Raw genomic sequence first — 18,693 nt, 5'->3', positions numbered from 1 at the left:
GCCGGTTTCGGCGGCCTTTTTCTTTTGGCGCTTGTGGAATGGGGGCTTAGTCTAAGGTTAATTCTTTATATCGGAAACTTTGATGGCCAAGACGATCCTCATTGCGGCATCCCTGTCGTTCTGCGCAGCGGTGCTGATGTCGCATGCAGCCAATAACGATCCCGCGACAGCAGGCACGGGAATCGAGGCACGAGCGGCAACGCCTCATCGCTGACGCCGTATCCATCGGCACGGCGCTGCGCGCGCGCCGAGTTTCGATTTGATCCATCGCGGCTCACTGCTGTACGCTTGCAGCAGAGGAGAACCGTGATGCAGGGAATGGGTGAGGGGGGTGAAACCTGCCCCTTCGAATTCAATTTCGACGAAAAGACCTTCAAGGTCGGCGACACGGTCAGCTTCCGCGTCAACGGCAGCCTCGAAGGCTTCCCTTTCGCGGGCACGCTGACGGAAGTGCACGAGGATTACGTCCTCATCGCCGGAGACCCGCAGGACCCCGACAAGCGCTATCGCGGCACGCGCGAGAGCAGGCCGCAGGTAGATTACACCGAAATCTGACCCGGCCGCGTAGGTTCACGGAGGGGCGGAGCAAGCCTCTGTTTACCATCGAGGGCGAGGATCGGTCATGCGGGGCGGCCTGAGGAGACCGCATGACGTTGAAGCAAATCGCAGGGATTGCCGGCCTGTCCATGGTATCGTGGCCGCCGGCCGTCTGTCATGCGCAGGATGCGCGCGGGGGCGTCACCATCGCCGCAACTGGCGGCTCGCTCGGCATCGGCCCCGAAGTGGGGCTTCGGCTTTCCGAGATCGTCGGAGTCCGGGCTTCCGCGACTTTCCTTGGCCTCGGGCACAATGTCGATGTCGATGACATCAATTACCATGGCGACCTCAAGCTGCGCTCATGGGGCGCGAATGCGGACCTCTATCCCTTCCGCAATGGCTTTCGGCTTTCGGCGGGATTCCGTGTCAGCAGCAACCGCATCGACCTTGTCGCCACCCCGAGTGAGGCGGTGACGGTCGGCCAGCGGGTCTACACGCCCGAGGAAATCGGCACCATCGAGGGCAAGGTCCGCGCCCGACGGTTCGTGCCGACGTTCACCGTGGGCTTCGCGAAGAACCGGGAGAAGGGCTTTGCGTGGAGCCTCGATGCAGGCGTGATGCTCCACGGCAGGCCCCGGACCGAAGACGTCGTCGCCACGGGTGAATTGGCGAGCAACCCGCTATTCCAGGAAGATCTCGCCCGCGAACGCGGCGAAATCGAGAACGAGGTGGACAACTACAAGGTCTACCCGATCGTCCAGCTTTCGGTGGGCTATACCTTTTAGAACTGTCCGGCCGCATCCATCAGCGCGGTAAGCCGCTTGGGCGCCACTGCCCGCCACGACAGCCAGAGCCAGTCGGCGATCGCCTCCCAGTCGGTGTCGCCGCGATCGAGCCGAATGCCGAGCCAGCCGTCACCGAAGTAGGCGGGGCGGAAGTATAGGTCGTCGTCCTGCTCGATCAGCATCGCCTGTTCGTCGGCGCCGCTGATCTTGATCAGCAGCGCGACGCGGCCGTCACCGTGGTGGTCGGCGCTGAAGTAGGCGAACTTCTTGCCCTTGACCACGCCGAAGCAGGCCATGCCGTGACTGACCGTCTCGTCGCTCTCTGGCAAGGCGAGAGCGCGTTCGCGCACTTGCTCGAGCAGCCATTCGGGCCGCCTCTCGCGGGTGACGAGGTCGGCGAGGCAGCGCGAGTAGAGCTGGTGCTCGGCGATCAGCACACGGCCCGCGAGCGTGTCGGCGGTGTCGCCTGGCAGGATCGCCACCGGCGTCTGGCCGAGGATCGGGCCATCGTCGAGTTCGGCGGTGACGAGGTGAACGGTGACGCCGCCATGACTGTCGCCCGCCTCGATCGCGCGGTCATGCGTGTGCAGGCCGGTGTACTTGGGCAGCAGCGAGGGGTGGATGTTGACCATCCGGCCTTCCCAGCTGCCCACGAATTCCGGCGTCAGGATGCGCATGTACCCCGCCAACGCGACCCACTGCGCGCCGCTGGCGCGAATCGCCGCGTCCATCGCCGCGTCGTGCTCGGGGCGCTTCATGCCCTTGTGACTGAGCGCGAAGGTCTTCACGCCTTCCGCTTCGGCGAGCCGCAGTCCCTTGGCCTCGGGATCGTTGGCAGCGACCAGCACGATCTCGTAAGGACAGTCGGCCGCGCGGCTCGCATAGAGCAGGGCGGCCATGTTGGTGCCGCTTCCGGAAATCAGTACGGCGACTTTCTGGCGGGTCATTGCGTAATCCCGAACCGTCATCCTGAACTCGGTTCAGGATCCATTGCGCCTCCCGGCATGACCGGGATGTGGCGCACGATGGACCCTGAAACAAGTTCACGGTGACGTAGCGTGTGAGGAGGCGTGGCCTCGATCAACCGATGTGAACGGCTTCCCACGGCTCGCGTGCGGACCACGCCTCGGCCGATCCTGCCACGGTGCAGCCCTTTTCGCCCGGCTCGATCGTGCCGATGGTGAAGACGGTCTCGCCCACGGCTTCCAGTTCCGCCTTGAGCGCTTCGGCTGCGTCAGCCGCGACGGCCAGTACCATGCCGACGCCGCAGTTGAAGGTGCGCGCCATCTCGCCCGGCTCGATGTTGCCCTGCGCCTGCAGGAACGCCATCAGGCGCGGCTGCGGCCAGGCATCGGCGTCGATGCGGGCGTGGAGGCCCTTGGGCAGCACGCGCGGGATGTTCTCGAGAAGGCCACCGCCGGTGATGTGGGCGAGGGCGTGGATACGGCCCGCGCGAATGAACGGCAGCAGGCTCTTCACGTAGATGCGGGTCGGCGCGATCAGCGCGTCGATTAGCAGCGTGTCCGAATCGAACAGGGCGGGGCGGTTCAGCTTCCAGCCCTTGTCCTCGGCCAGACGGCGCACCAGCGAATACCCGTTGGAATGGACGCCCGAGGACGCGAGGCCCAGCAGCACGTCGCCGGCCGCGACCTTGTCGCCGGTCAGCTGCTCGCCGCGCTCCACCGCGCCGACGCAGAAGCCCGCGAGGTCATAGTCGCCGGCCGCATACATGCCCGGCATCTCGGCCGTCTCGCCGCCGATGAGGGCGCAGCCGGAAATCTTGCAGCCTTCCGCAATGCCCGCGACGACGCGCTCGGCGACGCCGTTTTCCAGCTTGCCGGTGGCGAAGTAGTCGAGGAAGAACAGCGGCTCGGCGCCCTGCACGATAAGGTCGTTGACGCACATGGCGACGAGGTCGATGCCGATATGGTCGTGTCGGTCGTGGTCGATAGCCAGCTTGACCTTGGTGCCGACGCCGTCGTTGGCGGCGACCAGCAGCGGGTCCTTGTAGCCCGCCGCGCGCGGATCGAAGAAGCCGCCGAAGCCTCCCAGTTCCGCGTCGGCGCCGGGGCGCGCGGTGGATTTCGCGAGCGGGGCGATGGCCTTGACCAGCGCGTTACCGGCCGCGATCGAGACGCCGGCCTGCTCGTAGCTATAGCTCTTCTGGGAGTTATCGTCGGACATGTGGGCGCGCCTAGCGCTTTGTGACTTGGATTTCCATCTTCGATTGGGCACAAGGCCCCCGGTTTCGACATGGCAATCACGATTTCCCCCAAAAGCCTGCGGTTCAGCCGCAAGGGTGCCGCCTCCAGGGCCATGTTGTGGTGGGGCGGCGCGGCCGTTCTCGCAGTGGCGACGATCACTGGCGTCCAGCTTCTGGCGCAGATCGAGGGCGATCGCGGCATCGCTCCGCTCGCCAATTCGCAGGACATCCAGGTCAACGGCATCAGCGTCGACGTGACCGCGAAGACCGGCGCGCAGGCCCGGATCGACGGCTGGAAACTGGCGGAAAAGGAAGCCTGGAAGAAGCTGGGCGGCCCCGACATGCCGACAGAATCGATTGATGCGATGGTGACCTCGGTGGTCATCGGCCACGAACAGGTCGCCCCCAAGCGCTATATCGCGACGCTCGGCGTCATTTTCGACAAGGCCAAGGCTGGGCAATATGTCGGCGCTGGAGCGGGCTCCGGTCCGCGTTCGGCGCCGCTGCTGCTGATCCCGATGCTCGATTCGGGCGGTGTCAGGCAGGTCTTCGAGGTGCGCGGGCCGTGGCAGCGCGCCTGGGCCGAGTTCCAGGCTGCCGCCAGCCCCGTCGATTACGTGCGCCCGACCGGCTCGGGCGGCGAATCGCTGATTCTCACCGCCGGACAGACCTCGCGCCGCAGCCGCCTGTGGTGGCGCACGGTGCTTGGCCAGTTCGACGCCTCCGACGTGGTGATGCCCGTCGCGCGGCTGGAGCGGCAATGGCCCGGCGGCCCGATCAAGGGCACCTTCACCGCGCGCTATGGCCCGGACAACAAGTTCCTCGGCGGCTTCACCATGGATGCCGCCAGCGAGCAGGACCTGCCGCGCATGCTGGAGCAGGCCGTCACGCGCGTCGACGGCCTCTACCGCGACGCGCTGGCGACCGGCGAACTGCGCCCTGACCCCTCTATCAACGCAGGCGGAGAAGCGCTCGACCGCGCCTTTGCCGAACTGCGCGAAAAGCTGATGCCCAAGGGCGAGGCACCCGTGGTGGTGCCGACGCCGATCCCGGTGATTCGCACCGAGGACGTGTCGGGCGCTCCGGTCGAGACCGTAACGGTCCAGTTCGCTACGCCCGATGCCGCTGCGGTAGACGCCGCGCTCGCCGCCGTTCGCGGTGTGCCGGGTGTGCAGGGCGCCGCGACCGTAAGCCTCGCGATCGGCGGCACCTCGGTCATGCGGGTCACCGTATCCGGCGGTGGCGAGCGGCTTGCGGGTGCCTTGCGCGGGCAGGGTTGGAAGGTTTCCGGCGGGGGCACCTCGCTTAGGATCAGCCGCTAGGATCCTCGCCATGCGACAGATCGCCCTTCCGCTGTCCGCCGCGAGCGACAGTCCGCCGCGCATTGTCGTGGGTGAGGCCAACGCGCCTGCGATCGATGCGCTGATAGAGCCGGCCCAGTGGCCCTTTCGCACCGCGATCCTCTCCGGCCCGCCGCGCTCCGGCAAGTCGCTGCTGGCGCGCTGGTTCGTCGAATCGGGCGCAGGCGATGCTGTCGATGATGCGCAAGGCATGCCCGAGGACGCACTGTTCCACCGCTGGAACCGGGCGCAGGAACTGGGCCGTCCGCTGCTGATCGTCGCCGACAAGCCTTTCGCACCGGGCGTAGGCGACAGTGATGGCGAACGCTGGCGGGTACGCCTGCCGGACTTGTCCTCGCGGCTTGGTGCCTCGCTGAACCTTGCGATCGGCGAGCCGGACGATGCGATGCTCATCGCGCTGATGGAAGTGCATGCCGAGATGCGCGGGCTGGTTCTCGATCATTCGGCAACGCAATATCTTGTAGGACGTTGTACCCGTAGCCATGTGGGCGTCGAACGTCTGGTCGCCGCCATCGACCGGCTCAGTCTGGAGCGCAAGACGGCCCCCACAATGGCCATCTGGCGCGACGCGCTGGAAGAGACTAAAGGCGGCGCCCAGACTTAAGGGTTTGCTGGAAAATGCGCTGCATTTTCCGGGCGGCTGGTGCCGCGAAATGCGCATATCGCGCATTTCCAGACGGTAACGTGAGGGCGGCTTTGCAACAAAAGTTGCAAAGTGGAACGATTGATGGGAATTTCCGGCGATGCTGGGTAATATCATCCGCTATCTGGACTCGGTTGTCGCACGCGATCCTGCGCCGCGTTCGCGTTGGGAAGTGCTGCTTTATCCGGGTGTATGGGCTCTGTTCTGGCACCGCATCGCGCATGCCCTGTTCCAGGCGGACCTGTTCTTCCTCGCCCGCGTGGTGAACCACCTTGCGCGCTTCCTGACCGCGATCGACATCCATCCCGGCGCGCAGATCGGCCGCAATTTCTTCATCGACCACGGCTTCACCGTGATCGGCGAGACAGCGGTGATCGGCGACAACGTGACGATCTACCAGTGCGTGACGCTGGGCGGTTCCAACCCTACCAACGGTGTCGGCGGCAAGCGTCACCCGACCCTGCTCGACAACGTGATCGTGGGTTCGGGCGCGCAGATCATCGGCCCTGTCACCATTGGCCGCCGCGCGCGCATCGGCGCCAGCGCGGTCGTGACCGAAGACGTGCCCGAGGGCGCGACCATGATCGGCCTCAAGGCCCGCTCCACGCTGGTCAAGGCGGAGACCTGGGCCAAGGAATTCATGCCCTACGGCACCCCCTGCAAGGAACCGTGCGAGCCCACCGGTGGCGCCCAGCGCGTCGAGGATCTGGAACAGCAGGTGGCCGTGCTGCGCGCTCAGGTGGAGGAACTTATCTCCGAGCGTCAGCACGCCGCGCGCGAAAACGAGCGCTGGTGAGCCGCTGAATGGTGGCAGGCGGAATTACCTCAGGTAGCGTCGTCCCGTTTCCCGGCGTCCAGCCGTCGCAGGTCGGGTTCGACCGGCTGGAACTCCAGCGAATTCTCGATCTCTACGGCCGGATGGTCGCGGCCGGGCTCTGGCGCGACTACGCGATGGATTTCGCGCGCGAGGCCGCCAGTTTCAGCGCTTTTCGCCGCGCCGCCGAACGCCCGCAGGCGCGGATCGAGAAGCGCCCCTCGCTGCGCGGCAAACAAGGCATGTGGACCCTGTTCGGCGAAGCGGGGCAAGTGCTCAAGCGCGGGCACGAACTCTCGAATGTGCTGAGTTCGCTGGAACGCAAATTGCTCAAGGTGGTCGAGGACTGAGCGTTCTCGGCTGAAAGCCCGTCATCCCAGCGCAGGCTGGGACCGCTTTCGTCATATCGCGAGGTCTCGGCAAGGCTGCGGCGAAACTACACTCCCCCGTCGATAGGGCGCTTCATGGCCATAGCGGTCCCAGCCTTCGCTGGGATGACGGCACATGTATCCTCCCCGTTGCGAAGCAATGGGGAGGGGGGCCGCCGACGCAGTCGGTGGTGAAGGGGAAAAGCCCCCTCCGTCAGTCGCTCCACGACTGCCACCTCCCCATCGCTTTGCGACAGGGAGGATGCTTAAGCCGAAGCGGGTAGCCGTTCGCGCCAGCTTTCCGGCGCCAGCGTCAGCAGGGCGCGGCGCAGCGGGGTCCAGAACACCGACAACGCGAGCAGCGCCGCACCGACGAACAGCGTGGAGATCGCCAGGTTCATCTCGATCGTACCGGCATTGCGCAGGAGGCCGTTCAATGCCGCCAGCACGTAGATCAGCGCCGACACCAGCAGAGCCCGCCGGTCCACCAGCAGGGCGACGAGCGCAAATGCCACATAGGTGACGAGCACCCCTGCGGCATGGCCCGGAGTCACGTCGTCGCCGTTCAGCACGCCCAGCCAGTAGAACAGCGAATGCGCGATCAGCGGCGCGGCGAGCAGGTGGAGCCAGAACGCGATGTCAGCGCGCTGGGTCCGCCGAGCCCGGTCGGACAAGTCCCAGCGCATGGCGAAGGCGAAGACCGCCAGCCCGCACAGGAAGGCGGCGGGCGCGAGGACCGGGTTGGCCGCCAATGCCTGCCCGGTGGCCCAGGCGATCGCCGAAAGCAGGAGCAGCACGACGGCGCCGGTTCCGGCCGCAATCGTGATCGCCACGTGGAAACGCAGCCAGTGGAGCAGCGCCCCGACTCCGGCCGCTATGGCGGCGCTCAGCATGATGGCTGCGTCCTGCCAGGGATAGCGCTCCATCCGGTGCCAGACGTGCCGCTCGCCGTTGAACTCGTAATAGACCGGCATGCGATGCTCGGGCAGGGCCTCAGCGATGAGGGCTCCTGCAAAAAGCCCGAGGCCGACGACGAACGAGGCGAGCACGATGATCGAGGGCAGGGCCATGCGGCGCTTGCGCGTAAAGATCTCGGCCATCAGCCAGCTGGCGATGGCGACGAGCAGGCCGGCCATCCACCAGCGCTGGTCATTGGCGCCCGCTGCGTAGACGCCGGAGAAGATCACCAGCAGGCAGGCGATGCCCACGAAGATGTCGTTGAAACTGGTGACGAGGCGAATGTTTTCCTCGTCCGCCATCGGCACCACGCGTGTCGTAGCCACATGGGCGCGCAAGGCGTCCGCCGCCTCGGCGCTGATGGCTCCGGCACTGACGGCGGATTGCAGATCGTCTTCGGAATACAAGGCGTTCCCCTTAAGCGGCTGCGAAGCTGCCCGCGTGGGCAGGCACCGTCAATCGCAATTGCCTCCGCTTGTTAAGGCGCCCGCATCAGCATCGACAGCGCGTGATGTGCCTGGTCCATGCCGGTCTCGAACGGATGGTCGCCCGACCGGTCGGCGATGCGCGGCCATGCGGCGGCGACGTCCTCGGCGCTGCGGGCGGCTTCGGGGAGCAGGACGCCATCGTTCATGGTGATCCACGTGCCCTGGAACACGCCGCCGCCCGCCGCGAGGATGGCGTCGGTCGGCGCCTCGCGGGATACGAGGAAAACGGCAGCAGGAACCACGTTTGCAGGCTCGAATGCCTTATAGGCTTCCTCGGGGAAGATGTCGGCGGTCATGCGGGTGCCTGCGGTCGGTACGATGGTATTGACGCGGATGCCGTATTTCGCGCCTTCCAGCCGCAGCGTCCGGGCGAGGCCGAGCACGCCCGCCTTGGCCGCGCCGTAATTCGCCTGTCCGAAATTGCCGCCAAGCCCGGTCGAGGACGTGGTCATCAAGACGCGGCCGTAGGTCTGCTCGCGCATCGTCTCCCATACAGCCTTCGTCGCGAAGGCGCTGCCGAGGAGGTGGACACGCACGACCAACTCGAAATCGGCGGGGTCCATCTTGGCGAACGTGCGGTCACGCAGGATGCCGGCGTTGTTGATTAGGACATGGATGCCGCCCCAGGCTTCCTTCGCGCGGGCGGCCATCGCTTCCATCTGCGTGTAGTCGGAGACGTCGCCGCCATCGGCCATGGCCTCGCCGCCGATCTCGCGGATTTCCTCGACGACCTGCAGCGCCGCGTCGGACTGGCCCGATCCGTCCCGCGCCGCGCCAAGGTCGTTGACCATGACTTTGGCCCCGCGCCGTGCCAGTTCGAGCGCATAGGCGCGGCCGAGCCCGGTGCCTGCTCCGGTAACTATGGCGACCTGATCGGTGAAGGAAATGGATGCTGCGCTGCTCATCGCCGAGTGATGGCAGGTCGTAGCGGCCCATTCAACGGCGCGTTCAACCTTGCCCCGGCGGCTGCGAAGGGTCATAGGCGCATCCAACGAATCTGCCCGCTATCCTGCGAAAGGCCCGCCAGATGAAAGTCCGCGTCCACGTCAGCCTCAAGCCCGGTGTCCTCGATCCTCAGGGTCGCGCGATTCACCACTCGCTGGAGGGCCTCGGCTTTTCCGGCGTCAACGACGTGCGCGCCGGCCGCCTGTTCGAGTTGGACGTTGCTGAAAGCGTCAGCGACGAGGCGATCGACGACATGTGCCGCAAGCTCCTCGCCAACATGGTGATCGAGAACTACCGCATCGAGAAGGTGGCCGCCTGATGGCCTTCACCTCTGCCGTCATCACCTTCCCGGGCTCAAATTGCGACCGCGACATGGCGACGGCGCTGGAGAAGGTTTCGGGCACCGCGCCCCACCGCGTCTGGCACGGCGACAGCGAATTGCCCGAGGGTCTGGACTTCATCGCCGTTCCGGGCGGCTTCTCCTACGGCGACTATCTGCGCTGCGGCGCGATCGCCTCGCGTTCGCCGATCATGCAGGCGGTGATCGCGGCGGCGGACAAGGGCGTGCCGGTGCTCGGCGTGTGCAACGGCTTCCAGGTACTGACCGAAAGCGGGCTGCTGCCGGGCGCTCTGCTGCGCAATGCCGGGCTGAACTTCGTGTGCCGTGAAGTCGGGCTCGAGGTCGTGAACGCGCAGTCGCTGTTCACCAATGCCTATGAAGCGGGGCAGGTCGTGCGCATTCCGGTGGCGCATCATGACGGCAACTACTTCGCCGACGATGAGACGCTGAACCGCCTCGAGGGCGAGGGCCGCGTTGCCTTCCGCTATGCCGAGGAGGTTAACGGATCGGCGCGTTCGATCGCGGGCGTGCTCAATGATGCGGGCAATGTGCTGGGCATGATGCCCCACCCCGAGCGCGCGATCGAGACCACGCATGGCGGTACGGACGGGCGCGGCCTGTTCGAAAGCGCGATTCGCGGGCTGGTCGGGGCCTGAACCTGCCTTAGGGTAGCGTTAGGTGCCGTTGAGTGCCGTGAGGTGCACTCATGCGGCGACCTCTCGGGTTTCGCCGCCAAGCCATTGACGCACAACGAGATACCGCCCGTGCAGGGCGCCTCGATCGTGCACGCCGAAGCCGAGGAGGGTGCCTTCGTGCCCCTCTGCGGCCGGAAGCCATTTCACCTGCTCCAGCCCGAGCCGAACGCCCTCGCGGGTAAAATCGCTCGCCCGCGCCAGCCCTTCGGCGACGAGGCGGCCGATGTCGTGGCCCTTGGCGACGGCGAGCGCCTGACGGCAAGGCGCGTCGATCCGGTCCATCACCGCCCGCAGCGTGGTGTTCGCGTCGGAGTGCATGTCGATATAGAGCCAGCCGTTGCAGGCATGGGCGAAATCGCCATGATACCCGCGCAATCCTGCGGTGTTCATGATGCGCGGCCCGTCCCATCCGGCGCGGTCGAGGGCTTTCGAGACGGGCGGCGCCGAGAGCCCCAGACCAAGGTAGACGACGCCGTCGGGCGCGGCTTCCAGTAATCTTGCCACGGCATCGTCGACATCGTCGGCTAGCGGCGAGATGCCCTCCTTCGCCGCGATTTCGATGCCGAGGACGCGCGCCTCGCCGCCGAGATGCTTGAGATGGCGCGTCCCGATCGGCGAGAGATCGTAGATCACCGCGAGGCGCGTGCGCCCGAGGCTTGCCATCTGGCGCGCGATGACGAGCGATTCGTCCTCGTGGCTGCCCACCTGGTGCTGGAACATCCACCGGCCACGTGCGCGCTCGGCCCCGGCCCAGTTGATCGTGGGGATGCGCAACTGTTCGGCAAGCGGGGTGGCGACAAGCGCATTGTCGCCGATCGCCGGGCCGACGATCAGGCTGACGCCGGCCTCGGCGAGTTGCCGGTAGGCATGCTCGAGCGCCTCGGCCGTCCCTGAGGGCAGACCGAGGGCATAAGCGTGGACGAATTCGACTTCGGCGTCGAGGCGGCCAGCCTCGCGCAGGGCGTCGATCTCGCGCTCGATCCAGCCGGTGATATCGCCGGGGACGGGCACGCCGTCTTCCGGCCCGGATGGGTCGTCCCCGGTGAAATCAGCCATGTCATTGAGAATGCCGACTTTCACGCTCGCAGCCATCGATTCCTCCGGCGGGGCGGAGCACCCCTGTCGGCCCTGAAAATGAGCCAGCCGGGAAAAGGCTGCACAGCACCTCGCGGGAATCGTGCGTCAGGTGCGAGCGCCCCGCCGGAACAGGGGCTGGAGACATTCGGCATAACTGGGGTCGCGCTCCGCAAGGCCCAGCAGGCCACCGCCGTCGAACGGCCGTCGCAGCTTGAAGTCGTAAGTGACGACGCGTTTTGAGAAGCGCCATCGCCCGTCGGCACAGCGCCGGTAGTTGTCGATGTAGCGCACGGCCATGAAATCCTCCTCGCGCCCGCCTTCGCGGGTCGGGATAAGGTGGTAGGCCAGCGCGTAGACCTCGCCGCTTGCCGCGTCGCCGTCTACCGCGATCAGGTGGTTGCATACGTGATGGCCCGAATAGGGCATGTGCGGGAAGGCACGGGCGATGAAGGCGCAGTAATCCTCTGCCGAGCCGTTGAAGCTGTCGCCGTGGGTGTCGGTGGCGTCGCCGGTGTAGAGGTCGCGCAGGAGGTCCATGTCCTGCCGGTCGATCGCGCGGCAGTAGAGCAGCACCAGGTCGCGGATCGCGTCCTTGTCGAGAAGGGTCTGCAGGGCGGTCTCATCGATCATCGTGTCTCTCCGCGTCAGAGCAGGGCGCCGCCGTCCACGGGGTAGACCTGCCCGGTAATGAAGCTGGCCCGCGCCGAGGCCAGAAAAGTCACCATCGCCGCCATTTCCTCAGGCGTCGCAAAGGGACGGCCGACGAACGTGCGGCGTTGGCGCAGCGCGCGGTCATCTTCGCTGACGCTGGCGGTGCCTTTCGAGAACAGGCCGGTTTCGGGGTTGAAGCGGCTGCCGCTGCTGAGGCTGGCCGGGTCGGTCGGGATCGTGGCGTAAGGCGCGACGGCATTGACGCGAATCCCGTGGGCGCCGACTTCCTTGGCGAGCACCACGGTGAAGCTGTGCACCGCCCCCTTGGCGGCCGAATAGACCGGCAGCATGTAGTCGCCCACCAGTGCGGCGGTTGAACCGACGTTGACGATCGCCCCGGCCTTGCGGGCGATCATGCCGGGCAGCACGGCATGGGTCATGCGCAGCACGGTGCCGAAGTTGAGGTCGATGTCCGCCATCCATTTCGCCGGATCGGAATCGACGAAGAGGCCCTGGTCGACGTTGCCGCCGACGTTGTTCACCAGCACCGCTACGGGGCCGAGCGCTTCGGCGGCCTTCAGCACTATCGCGAGAGAGACAGGGTCCAGCATGTCGGCGGCGACGAACACCGCCTCGGGTGCGCCGCGCGCCTTGCAGTCGGTGACCAGCCTTGCGCCTGCCTCGTGGTCTCTGCCGACGAGGACGGGCAGGGCGCCCTCGGCTGCGAGGTCCAGCGCAACGGCGCGGCCGATGTTCGCGGTCGCGCCGGTGACGATCGCGACCTTGCCTTGCAGTTGAAGTTCCATCGCCCGCTCCCGGAGTTTTTCCGAGAGCTAGGGCCGCCCTACCTCAAGGGCAAACCGCGCCGGCGATGATGATCCGCGATCAGCGGCGCGAACTGCGAACGCAGCGCATTTCGCCGTCGCTGCCGTTGTCCTCGACCTTGCGCAAGTACGTGTCCTTGAGCCGGTGCAGCTTGAGGCCCTTGAGCTTGCCGCCGGTCATCGTCACGTAGTCGCCTGTCAGCAGGTAGCTGCCGCGGATGCCGCCCGCCTTGTAAGCCGAGGCATTGACCACGCGGAACTCGTAGTCGGGCAAAGGCTTGCCGACGAGGCCGCCCGCGTCGCCCGCCATCTCGCAGCTGTAAGTGCCGATGGGCAGGGTGGAGATCAGCCCGCCGCTCACCGGAGGCGGGGCAGGCTCTGCGGAGGCGCAGCCGGCGACGAGGGCCAACAGCACAACGGGAAGGGAGGCACGCTTCATGGCATTCAGCTAGCATCGGCGCGAAGCAATTGCCATGCCTCGCGACCTCGTCTAAGGGCGCATCCTTTCGAGGGTCGCGCCTGCTGTGGCCCCGCGATTCAGCTCTTTCCCATCCTGAAGGCCAGAACCATGAAGATCAGTGGCGTCGATATCCGTCCCGGTAACATCCTTGAATACGAAAAGGGCATCTGGAAGGTCGCGAAGACGCAGCACACGCAGCCCGGCAAGGGCGGTGCCTTCATGCAGGTCGAGATGAAGAACCTGATCGACGGCCGCAAGACCAACGTGCGCTTCCGCAGCGCCGACACTGTCGAGCGCGTCCGCCTGGACACCAAGGACTTCCAGTTCCTCTACGCCGAGGGCGACGACTTGGTGTTCATGGATACCGAGAACTACGACCAGATCTCGCTTCCCGCCGATCTGCTGGGCGATGCTGCCGCGTTCCTTCAGGACGGCATGCAGGTGAGCCTGGAAATGTGGGAAGAGCGCCCGATTTCGGTCCAGCTCCCCGAGCAGGTCGAAGCCACCATCGTCGAAGCCGACGCCGTGGTGAAGGGCCAGACCGCCTCGTCCAGCTACAAGCCCGCCGTGCTCGACAACGGCGTGCGCGTGATGGTGCCGCCGCACATCGAAAGCGGTACGCGCATCATCGTGGACGTCTATGAAAAGACTTACGTGAAGAAGGCAGACTGAATGAACAAGCTCGTCCTGACCGTCGCGACCGCCGCCCTGGCGATCGCGGGAACTTCCTCCGTTGCTTACGCTGCTGCCCCCAAGGCTGCTGCAAAGAGCGCCGCCAAGCCTGCCGCTGCGGCACCAGCAGGCGGCGACTCGCAGGCGCAGCACGCGATGCTCTACCTCAAGGTGCTCATCAGCGGGTTGCAGTCGGACAAGATCGAGGAACCGGTCAAGGGCGCGCTAGTCGGCTGCATCTACGACAATTCGCTCGGCAAGATCACCGAATCGATGGACAAGGTGATCGCCGAGAATTCGGGCAAGATCAGCCGTGACAATCCCAGCGAGCTGCTGAGCGTCATGGCACAGATCTGCGGCTACAAGCCGACTGCGCCTGCCGCTGGCGCGGCCCCCGCCAAACCCGCGCCGCAAGGCCGCTGACAATCGGGGCCGATGTCGGCCCACAGGAGTGAAGTACAGTCATGGCCGCCATTTCCGGTCTCATCCGCGTCATCGAGAAGGCCGCCCGCAAGGCCGGCAACCGCCTGCGTCGCGACTTCGGCGAAATCGAGCACCTGCAGGTCAGCCGCAAGGGCCCTGCGGACTTCGTGTCGAAGGCCGACCAGGCTTCCGAGCGCACCATCTGGGACGAACTGCGCGCCGCGCGGCCGGACTGGGGCTATCTGTTCGAGGAAGCCGGCGAGATCGAGGGCGACCCGACCAAGCCGCGCTTCATCGTCGATCCGCTCGACGGCACGACCAACTTCCTTCACGGCATCCCGCACTTCGCGATCTCGATCGCGGTGCAGGAGCCGCGTCTGGACGGGAAGGGCTGGGGTGAGGTCACCGCCGGCCTGATCTACAACCCGGTCACCGACGAAAGCTACTGGGCCGAGAAGGCACGCGGTGCGTGGCTGCACGACCGCCGCCTGCGCGTCTCCTCGCGCCGTCATCTCGACGAGAGCCTGATCGCAACCGGCATTCCCTTCGCGGGGCACGGCGATCACGGCGTCTGGACCAAGATCTATCACGGCCTCGCGCCGCAGGTGGCGGGCATTCGCCGCTTCGGATCGGCCGCGCTCGATCTCGCCTGGGTCGCCTCGGGCCGCTACGAGGGATTCTGGGAATCGGACCTCAAGCCGTGGGATACCGCAGCGGGTTGCCTGCTCGTGCGTGAGGCCGGTGGTTTCGTGTCGGACTGGAAGGGTCGTTCGAACCCGATCTGCGACACCGAAATCCTCGCGGGCAACGACGTGCTGCACTCGCGCCTGCACAAGATCGTTGCGACCGCCCTCAAGGCATGATTTCATCACCCTCTGAGGCACGTTTCGGCGTGTCTCGGAGGGTGATTCTCTGAACTGAAACGAAATCGTCGCGGAATTTTCCGCAAACGGGTGTAAAACGCCGGGACATGGAACGCCATGTCCCTCGCCGTTGCGCCCTTGCGCTGCTTTTTGCGGCGGCGCCTTCGCCTGCATTTGCCGAGCAGCCGGTGCCTCTGGCGAAGCAGCGGCAATTCGACCTGACCGCCGTGCCGACGATAAACGCGCGCACGTCGCTGCGATCGCAGGCGGTGGGCGAGATCGAGCTGCTCAAGCCCGAGAAGACGCGGCTGAAGCTGACATATCAGACCGACGATGATGGTCCGCGCTTCGAGATCGGGACGCTCGGATCGCGCAAGGGGGCGATGAAATCGCGTCTTCTCCACGTCGCGATGGACTGGATCTTCTGAACGGGCTTGAACCCTGACGAAGTGCCGTCTAAGCGTCGCGCCTCGTTTCCGTGCCCCTGTGGCGGAATGGTAGACGCGAACGACTCAAAATCGTTTGTCGAAAGGCGTGCCCGTTCGAGTCGGGCCAGGGGCACCACTTCCTTCGATCGTCCTCAGAACAATGAGGCGATGACGAGGACCAGCAACAGCGCGACGACGATGGCCGCTAACCATTGCACCAGCGGGTAGGCTGCGATCAGCCGCGTCAGCGCCCAGGCGGCCACGGCGCCGAGCACGGTTCCTGCGATCATGCCGCCAAGGACGCCCCACTCGCCCATCATCCACAGCAGGACTAGCGCGAAGACGCCGACCGGGAAGAATCCCGCCAGCGCGCGGGCGAGTGTGGGGGGCAAGGTGCGCCAGTTCATCGAGCGCCGCGTGGGAATGCCGTCAGCCATGGCCGCAGAGTAATCCTGCTAAGCCCCCGCCGCCAGCCGGAGCGTCGCGCGAATCGGGCGGTACGGCTAGTTCAGGCCCTGCAGCCAGTCAGCGATCATCGCGCGCCCCGCCGCAACCGCGCCGGGGCCGAGTTCGTCGTGTCGCTGGCGGAGTGCCTGAGGGCAGCCTCCCGCCTCGACGACGGCTTCGGGCCACTGGTCGATCCAGGCGTCGAAGCGCGGGTCCTCGCCCATTTCGGCATGGAACTGCAACGCCAGCTGATTGCGGCCCCGGCGGAACGCCTGATGCTCGTAAAGCGAGGTCGAGGCCAGGAATTCCGCGCCCTCCGGCTTGGTGAACGTGTCGCCGTGCCAGTGCAGCACCGGCACTTCGCGCACATGGCGCAGCGGGCTGTCGGCGGCGTGCTCGTGAACCTGAACGGGGTGGAAGCCGACTTCCTTCGCCGGGCCGGGAAACACCCTGGCGCCGAGCGCGCTGGCCATCATCTGCGCGCCGAAGCACACGCCCAGCGTCGGACGGTCCGCCTCCAGTCGCATAGCAAGGCGGCGTAGCTGGCAGCCGATCCAGGGATGACGGTCCTGCTCGTAGACGCCCATCGGCCCGCCCATCATGATGAGCAGGTCCGGCTCGCGCAGATCGAGGGTTGAGAATTCCGGGTCGGTGACGTCGATCCGGCTGACTTCGTAGCCGGCGTCCTCGATGGGCTTGCGATAGCCTGCGACCCCTTCGTGGGGAACGTGGCGGATGATGAGCGCGGTCTTCACGGGCCTACTGTGTCACAAGTGATGTTAACGGGCGACATCGAACTCCGGCTGGAGAGATGCGGATTCCGATGCCGCCCGATGGGGTCATTGCAGAAGCATCACAGGCCGAGGCGGGACCAGAAGTCGCCCGCGCTGCGGATCGTGGCCGCGCCGCCTCCCGGCGGCGAATCGGCGCCGCCGCGCCACGAGGGGTGCGGTAGGCGTGCGTCGGTGCTGGGCCGGGCACGCAGGACTTGCGAGGTGATGCGGGGGATCGAGTTGAACATTTCGTATCTCCATCGGGAGGCACGAAGCCCGGCGTTGTCGCCTTGGGGTTTCGTGCGCTTTAGCGGTTGGTGACGCGGAGCAAGCTGACAGCCATCAAATGCCGCGGAAGAACAGGCGAACCCTGCGCTTCGAGGGTCAATCTATTCATTTGGTAGAGAATGTCGATACGGAGTTTCTATCGGGCCTATGAGAAAAACTTCACGCCGATTGCGGAGCTGGCGGGGCTGACGTAGCTTTCGCTCATGCGTGCCGTTCTCCTTGCATCCGCCTGCGCTCTTGCGAGCGTTTCCCTGCCTGCAATGGCAGAGCCCGTTGCCGATACAGTGGCGCTTGACCTGCCGGGGCTGATGGAGACTTATCGCGATCTACACGCCAATCCCGAACTCAGCTTTCAGGAAGTGCGCAGTGCGAAGATCATGGCCGATGCCGCGCGCAAGGCGGGTTTCACGGTCACCGAGAAGGTCGGACGCACCGGCATAGTCGCGGTCCTGAAGAACGGGCCGGGGCCGACCGTCCTCATCCGCGCGGACATGGACGGGCTGCCGGTTGTCGAGCAGACCGGGCTGCCCTTCGCGTCAACCAGGCGCGGCACGTCCACGGCGGGCGTGGAAAGCGGCATCATGCATGCTTGCGGCCACGACACGCACATGACCGCCTGGATCGAAACGGCGCGTCTCATGGCCGCGCGCAAGGGCGAATGGTCGGGCACGCTGGTCATGATCGGCCAGCCGGCCGAGGAGATGGGGCTGGGCGCGCTGGAGATGCTCAAGGACGGGCTCTACACGCGCTTTCCCAAGCCGGATTACACGCTGGCCTTCCACGATACGCCTGAGCTTGCCGCCGGTGTCGTCGGCGCGGCGAAGGGCTGGGCGCTCGCCAATGTGGACAGCGTGGACATGCTCGTGCGCGGGGTCGGCGGGCACGGCGCCTATCCGCAGACCACGCGCGACCCGATCGTGCTCGCCAGCGCGATCGTGATGAAGCTGCAGACGCTGGTGAGCCGCGAGACCAATCCGCTCGACCCGGTGGTGGTGACGGTCGGCTCTTTCCACGCCGGGACCAAGCACAACATCATTTCCGATCAGGCGAAGCTGGAACTGACGGTGCGCAGCTATTCCGACGAGACGCGCCAGCGGCTGCTCGACGGCATCGCCCGCGTCGCGCGCGGGGAGGCGATCGCATCGGGCCTGCCGGACGACCTGATGCCGCAGATCCAGATCAAGGAGCCACACACCCGCGCGACCTGGAACACGCCCGAGTTCGCCGAGGAGGCCGTCGCCGACCTCAAGGGGAAAATGGGTGCGGACAACGTGGTGATCACCCCTTCGGCGATGGGCGGTGAGGATTTCGGCGAGTTTCGCCGGGCCGATGAAGCGCGCATCAAGTCGGTGATCTTCTGGGTCGGCGGTGCCGATCCCGCCAAGCTGGCGGCAGCCAAGGCCGGTGGTCCGTCGATGCCCTCGCTGCACAGTCCGTTCTGGGCACCGCAGGCCGACAAGGTGATCGCCTCGGGCGCACAGGCCCTCACGCTGACGGCGCTGCGCCTTATGGCGAAGCAGGGGATGTAAGGCGCTCCGACAGCGCAGTGTTCCAGGTTTTCGGCAAAAATACTGATTTTATTGGCACACCTGTCAAGGTAACCGACATTTTACGCCTTTAGCTTAGGCCATCGTTCGAGTGCCGGAATTCG

25 protein-coding genes and 1 tRNA gene are annotated in these 18,693 nt (G+C 66.0%); 15 read left to right on the top strand and 11 right to left on the bottom strand.

Annotated features, from left to right (window positions below; translation table 11 throughout):
* Positions 1-82 precede the first annotated feature (82 nt).
* The 3 genes from HWN72_RS31575 (at position 83) to HWN72_RS09030 (ending at position 1,322) form a co-directional block, all read left to right on the top strand.
* Complete coding sequence (locus HWN72_RS31575) at positions 83-214, top strand: hypothetical protein (RefSeq protein ID WP_256434557.1); 132 nt, start codon at positions 83-85, stop codon at positions 212-214.
* Between the two features lie 95 nt (positions 215-309).
* Positions 310-555 carry a hypothetical protein gene (locus HWN72_RS09035; protein WP_036524320.1) on the top strand — a complete coding sequence of 82 codons (246 nt, stop codon included), beginning with the start codon at positions 310-312 and terminating at the stop codon, positions 553-555.
* A gap of 92 nt (positions 556-647) precedes the next feature.
* The gene (locus HWN72_RS09030) at positions 648-1,322 is read left to right on the top strand and encodes a hypothetical protein (RefSeq protein WP_211150068.1); all 675 of its coding nucleotides are present in this window, start codon (positions 648-650) and stop codon (positions 1,320-1,322) included.
* On the opposite strand, the gene purN is transcribed toward HWN72_RS09030, so the two are convergent.
* Positions 1,319-2,269 (bottom strand): phosphoribosylglycinamide formyltransferase, encoded by a 951-nt coding sequence (gene purN, locus HWN72_RS09025; RefSeq protein WP_211150067.1) that lies wholly within the window; start codon positions 2,267-2,269, stop codon positions 1,319-1,321. The genes HWN72_RS09030 and purN overlap by 4 nt on opposite strands.
* A gap of 133 nt (positions 2,270-2,402) precedes the next feature.
* A complete protein-coding gene (gene purM / locus HWN72_RS09020; RefSeq protein ID WP_211150066.1) occupies positions 2,403-3,506 on the bottom strand; it encodes a phosphoribosylformylglycinamidine cyclo-ligase in 1,104 nt (367 codons plus the stop codon).
* A 69-nt stretch (positions 3,507-3,575) separates the two neighbouring features.
* On the opposite strand from purM, the gene HWN72_RS09015 reads away from it, so the two are divergent.
* The 4 genes from HWN72_RS09015 to HWN72_RS09000 all read left to right on the top strand — a co-directional run bounded on the left by HWN72_RS09015 (position 3,576) and on the right by HWN72_RS09000 (position 6,693).
* The gene (locus HWN72_RS09015) at positions 3,576-4,847 is read left to right on the top strand and encodes a heavy-metal-associated domain-containing protein (RefSeq protein ID WP_211150065.1); all 1,272 of its coding nucleotides are present in this window, start codon (positions 3,576-3,578) and stop codon (positions 4,845-4,847) included.
* Between the two features lie 10 nt (positions 4,848-4,857).
* The gene (locus tag HWN72_RS09010) at positions 4,858-5,490 is read left to right on the top strand and encodes an ATPase (protein ID WP_211150064.1); all 633 of its coding nucleotides are present in this window, start codon (positions 4,858-4,860) and stop codon (positions 5,488-5,490) included.
* 139 nt (positions 5,491-5,629) lie between these two features.
* Positions 5,630-6,325 (top strand): serine O-acetyltransferase EpsC, encoded by a 696-nt coding sequence (gene epsC / locus HWN72_RS09005; protein WP_211150063.1) that lies wholly within the window; start codon positions 5,630-5,632, stop codon positions 6,323-6,325.
* An 8-nt stretch (positions 6,326-6,333) separates the two neighbouring features.
* Positions 6,334-6,693: a DUF2794 domain-containing protein gene (locus HWN72_RS09000; protein ID WP_008828411.1), complete on the top strand. Its 360-nt coding sequence runs from the start codon at positions 6,334-6,336 to the stop codon at positions 6,691-6,693.
* A gap of 284 nt (positions 6,694-6,977) precedes the next feature.
* On the opposite strand, the gene HWN72_RS08995 is transcribed toward HWN72_RS09000, so the two are convergent.
* Entirely contained in the window at positions 6,978-8,075 is a 1,098-nt protein-coding gene (locus HWN72_RS08995; protein WP_211150062.1) for a hypothetical protein, read from the bottom strand.
* A 71-nt stretch (positions 8,076-8,146) separates the two neighbouring features.
* On the bottom strand, positions 8,147-9,061 hold the full coding sequence (locus HWN72_RS08990) for an SDR family NAD(P)-dependent oxidoreductase (protein WP_211150087.1): 915 nt from the start codon (positions 9,059-9,061) through the stop codon (positions 8,147-8,149).
* 122 nt (positions 9,062-9,183) lie between these two features.
* Here HWN72_RS08990 and purS point away from each other — a divergent pair, with 122 nt between their 5' ends.
* Positions 9,184-9,420 carry a phosphoribosylformylglycinamidine synthase subunit PurS gene (purS, locus tag HWN72_RS08985; protein ID WP_211150061.1) on the top strand — a complete coding sequence of 79 codons (237 nt, stop codon included), beginning with the start codon at positions 9,184-9,186 and terminating at the stop codon, positions 9,418-9,420.
* Positions 9,420-10,097, top strand: a complete 678-nt coding sequence (gene purQ, locus HWN72_RS08980; RefSeq protein WP_008828407.1) for a phosphoribosylformylglycinamidine synthase subunit PurQ — start codon at positions 9,420-9,422, stop codon at positions 10,095-10,097. The genes purS and purQ overlap by 1 nt, the downstream gene beginning before the upstream one ends.
* A 48-nt stretch (positions 10,098-10,145) precedes the next feature.
* Here the strand turns inward: purQ and HWN72_RS08975 are convergent, their stop codons facing one another.
* From HWN72_RS08975 to HWN72_RS08960, 4 genes are all read right to left on the bottom strand, one after another.
* Entirely contained in the window at positions 10,146-11,192 is a 1,047-nt protein-coding gene (locus HWN72_RS08975; RefSeq protein WP_248005894.1) for an ABC transporter substrate-binding protein, read from the bottom strand.
* Between the two features lie 126 nt (positions 11,193-11,318).
* Positions 11,319-11,843 carry a nuclear transport factor 2 family protein gene (locus HWN72_RS08970; RefSeq protein ID WP_211150059.1) on the bottom strand — a complete coding sequence of 175 codons (525 nt, stop codon included), beginning with the start codon at positions 11,841-11,843 and terminating at the stop codon, positions 11,319-11,321.
* 14 nt (positions 11,844-11,857) lie between these two features.
* The gene (locus tag HWN72_RS08965) at positions 11,858-12,670 is read right to left on the bottom strand and encodes an SDR family NAD(P)-dependent oxidoreductase (protein WP_211150058.1); all 813 of its coding nucleotides are present in this window, start codon (positions 12,668-12,670) and stop codon (positions 11,858-11,860) included.
* A 79-nt stretch (positions 12,671-12,749) separates the two neighbouring features.
* Positions 12,750-13,127, bottom strand: coding sequence for a hypothetical protein (locus HWN72_RS08960; protein ID WP_008828402.1), 378 nt, complete (start codon positions 13,125-13,127; stop codon positions 12,750-12,752).
* 129 nt (positions 13,128-13,256) lie between these two features.
* Between HWN72_RS08960 and efp the strand changes: the two genes are divergently transcribed.
* From efp to HWN72_RS08935, 5 genes are all read left to right on the top strand, one after another.
* Positions 13,257-13,820, top strand: a complete 564-nt coding sequence (gene efp, locus HWN72_RS08955) for an elongation factor P (protein ID WP_008828401.1) — start codon at positions 13,257-13,259, stop codon at positions 13,818-13,820.
* The gene (locus HWN72_RS08950; RefSeq protein ID WP_036524335.1) at positions 13,821-14,243 is read left to right on the top strand and encodes a hypothetical protein; all 423 of its coding nucleotides are present in this window, start codon (positions 13,821-13,823) and stop codon (positions 14,241-14,243) included. It begins immediately after the preceding gene.
* Positions 14,244-14,284: 41 nt separating this feature from the next.
* On the top strand, positions 14,285-15,106 hold the full coding sequence (locus HWN72_RS08945; RefSeq protein WP_008828399.1) for an inositol monophosphatase family protein: 822 nt from the start codon (positions 14,285-14,287) through the stop codon (positions 15,104-15,106).
* Positions 15,107-15,213: 107 nt separating this feature from the next.
* On the top strand, positions 15,214-15,534 hold the full coding sequence (locus tag HWN72_RS08940; protein ID WP_008828398.1) for a hypothetical protein: 321 nt from the start codon (positions 15,214-15,216) through the stop codon (positions 15,532-15,534).
* Positions 15,535-15,586: 52 nt separating this feature from the next.
* Positions 15,587-15,670 (top strand) — tRNA-Leu (locus tag HWN72_RS08935).
* 16 nt (positions 15,671-15,686) lie between these two features.
* Here HWN72_RS08935 and HWN72_RS08930 read toward each other — a convergent pair.
* The 3 genes from HWN72_RS08930 to HWN72_RS08920 form a co-directional block, all read right to left on the bottom strand.
* Positions 15,687-15,971, bottom strand: a complete 285-nt coding sequence (locus HWN72_RS08930) for a hypothetical protein (protein WP_008828397.1) — start codon at positions 15,969-15,971, stop codon at positions 15,687-15,689.
* A gap of 66 nt (positions 15,972-16,037) precedes the next feature.
* Positions 16,038-16,736 (bottom strand): glutamine amidotransferase, encoded by a 699-nt coding sequence (locus HWN72_RS08925; protein ID WP_008828396.1) that lies wholly within the window; start codon positions 16,734-16,736, stop codon positions 16,038-16,040.
* A 98-nt stretch (positions 16,737-16,834) separates the two neighbouring features.
* On the bottom strand, positions 16,835-17,002 hold the full coding sequence (locus HWN72_RS08920) for a hypothetical protein (RefSeq protein ID WP_211150057.1): 168 nt from the start codon (positions 17,000-17,002) through the stop codon (positions 16,835-16,837).
* Between the two features lie 243 nt (positions 17,003-17,245).
* Between HWN72_RS08920 and HWN72_RS08915 the strand changes: the two genes are divergently transcribed.
* Positions 17,246-18,571 carry an amidohydrolase gene (locus HWN72_RS08915; protein ID WP_211150056.1) on the top strand — a complete coding sequence of 442 codons (1,326 nt, stop codon included), beginning with the start codon at positions 17,246-17,248 and terminating at the stop codon, positions 18,569-18,571.
* The last annotated feature ends 122 nt before the right edge of the window (positions 18,572-18,693 follow it).

It is taken from the genome of Novosphingobium sp. HR1a (assembly GCF_015594425.1).
Classification (GTDB): Bacteria; Pseudomonadota; Alphaproteobacteria; order Sphingomonadales; family Sphingomonadaceae; genus Novosphingobium; species Novosphingobium resinovorum_A.
This window is presented reverse-complemented; position numbering and strand designations above follow the sequence as displayed.

Bases quoted from the DNA above. Each gene is read 5' to 3' on its own strand.
- epsC (WP_211150063.1), top strand. From the start codon at position 5,630: ATGCTGGGTAATATCATCCGCTATCTGGACTCGGTTGTCGCACGCGAT.
- HWN72_RS09000 (WP_008828411.1), top strand. From the start codon at position 6,334: ATGGTGGCAGGCGGAATTACCTCAGGTAGCGTCGTCCCGTTTCCCGGC.
- HWN72_RS08960 (WP_008828402.1), bottom strand. From the start codon at position 13,127: ATGAAGCGTGCCTCCCTTCCCGTTGTGCTGTTGGCCCTCGTCGCCGGC.
- purQ (WP_008828407.1), top strand. From the start codon at position 9,420: ATGGCCTTCACCTCTGCCGTCATCACCTTCCCGGGCTCAAATTGCGAC.
- HWN72_RS08920 (WP_211150057.1), bottom strand. From the start codon at position 17,002: ATGTTCAACTCGATCCCCCGCATCACCTCGCAAGTCCTGCGTGCCCGG.
- HWN72_RS08990 (WP_211150087.1), bottom strand. From the start codon at position 9,061: ATGAGCAGCGCAGCATCCATTTCCTTCACCGATCAGGTCGCCATAGTT.
- HWN72_RS08950 (WP_036524335.1), top strand. From the start codon at position 13,821: ATGAACAAGCTCGTCCTGACCGTCGCGACCGCCGCCCTGGCGATCGCG.
- purN (WP_211150067.1), bottom strand. From the start codon at position 2,269: ATGACCCGCCAGAAAGTCGCCGTACTGATTTCCGGAAGCGGCACCAAC.
- HWN72_RS09015 (WP_211150065.1), top strand. From the start codon at position 3,576: ATGGCAATCACGATTTCCCCCAAAAGCCTGCGGTTCAGCCGCAAGGGT.
- efp (WP_008828401.1), top strand. From the start codon at position 13,257: ATGAAGATCAGTGGCGTCGATATCCGTCCCGGTAACATCCTTGAATAC.
- HWN72_RS08930 (WP_008828397.1), bottom strand. From the start codon at position 15,971: ATGGCTGACGGCATTCCCACGCGGCGCTCGATGAACTGGCGCACCTTG.
- HWN72_RS08945 (WP_008828399.1), top strand. From the start codon at position 14,285: ATGGCCGCCATTTCCGGTCTCATCCGCGTCATCGAGAAGGCCGCCCGC.
- HWN72_RS08975 (WP_248005894.1), bottom strand. From the start codon at position 11,192: ATGGCTGATTTCACCGGGGACGACCCATCCGGGCCGGAAGACGGCGTG.
- HWN72_RS09030 (WP_211150068.1), top strand. From the start codon at position 648: ATGACGTTGAAGCAAATCGCAGGGATTGCCGGCCTGTCCATGGTATCG.
- HWN72_RS31575 (WP_256434557.1), top strand. From the start codon at position 83: ATGGCCAAGACGATCCTCATTGCGGCATCCCTGTCGTTCTGCGCAGCG.
- HWN72_RS09035 (WP_036524320.1), top strand. From the start codon at position 310: ATGCAGGGAATGGGTGAGGGGGGTGAAACCTGCCCCTTCGAATTCAAT.
- HWN72_RS08970 (WP_211150059.1), bottom strand. From the start codon at position 11,843: ATGATCGATGAGACCGCCCTGCAGACCCTTCTCGACAAGGACGCGATC.
- HWN72_RS08915 (WP_211150056.1), top strand. From the start codon at position 17,246: ATGCGTGCCGTTCTCCTTGCATCCGCCTGCGCTCTTGCGAGCGTTTCC.
- HWN72_RS09010 (WP_211150064.1), top strand. From the start codon at position 4,858: ATGCGACAGATCGCCCTTCCGCTGTCCGCCGCGAGCGACAGTCCGCCG.
- HWN72_RS08940 (WP_008828398.1), top strand. From the start codon at position 15,214: ATGGAACGCCATGTCCCTCGCCGTTGCGCCCTTGCGCTGCTTTTTGCG.
- purM (WP_211150066.1), bottom strand. From the start codon at position 3,506: ATGTCCGACGATAACTCCCAGAAGAGCTATAGCTACGAGCAGGCCGGC.
- HWN72_RS08965 (WP_211150058.1), bottom strand. From the start codon at position 12,670: ATGGAACTTCAACTGCAAGGCAAGGTCGCGATCGTCACCGGCGCGACC.
- purS (WP_211150061.1), top strand. From the start codon at position 9,184: ATGAAAGTCCGCGTCCACGTCAGCCTCAAGCCCGGTGTCCTCGATCCT.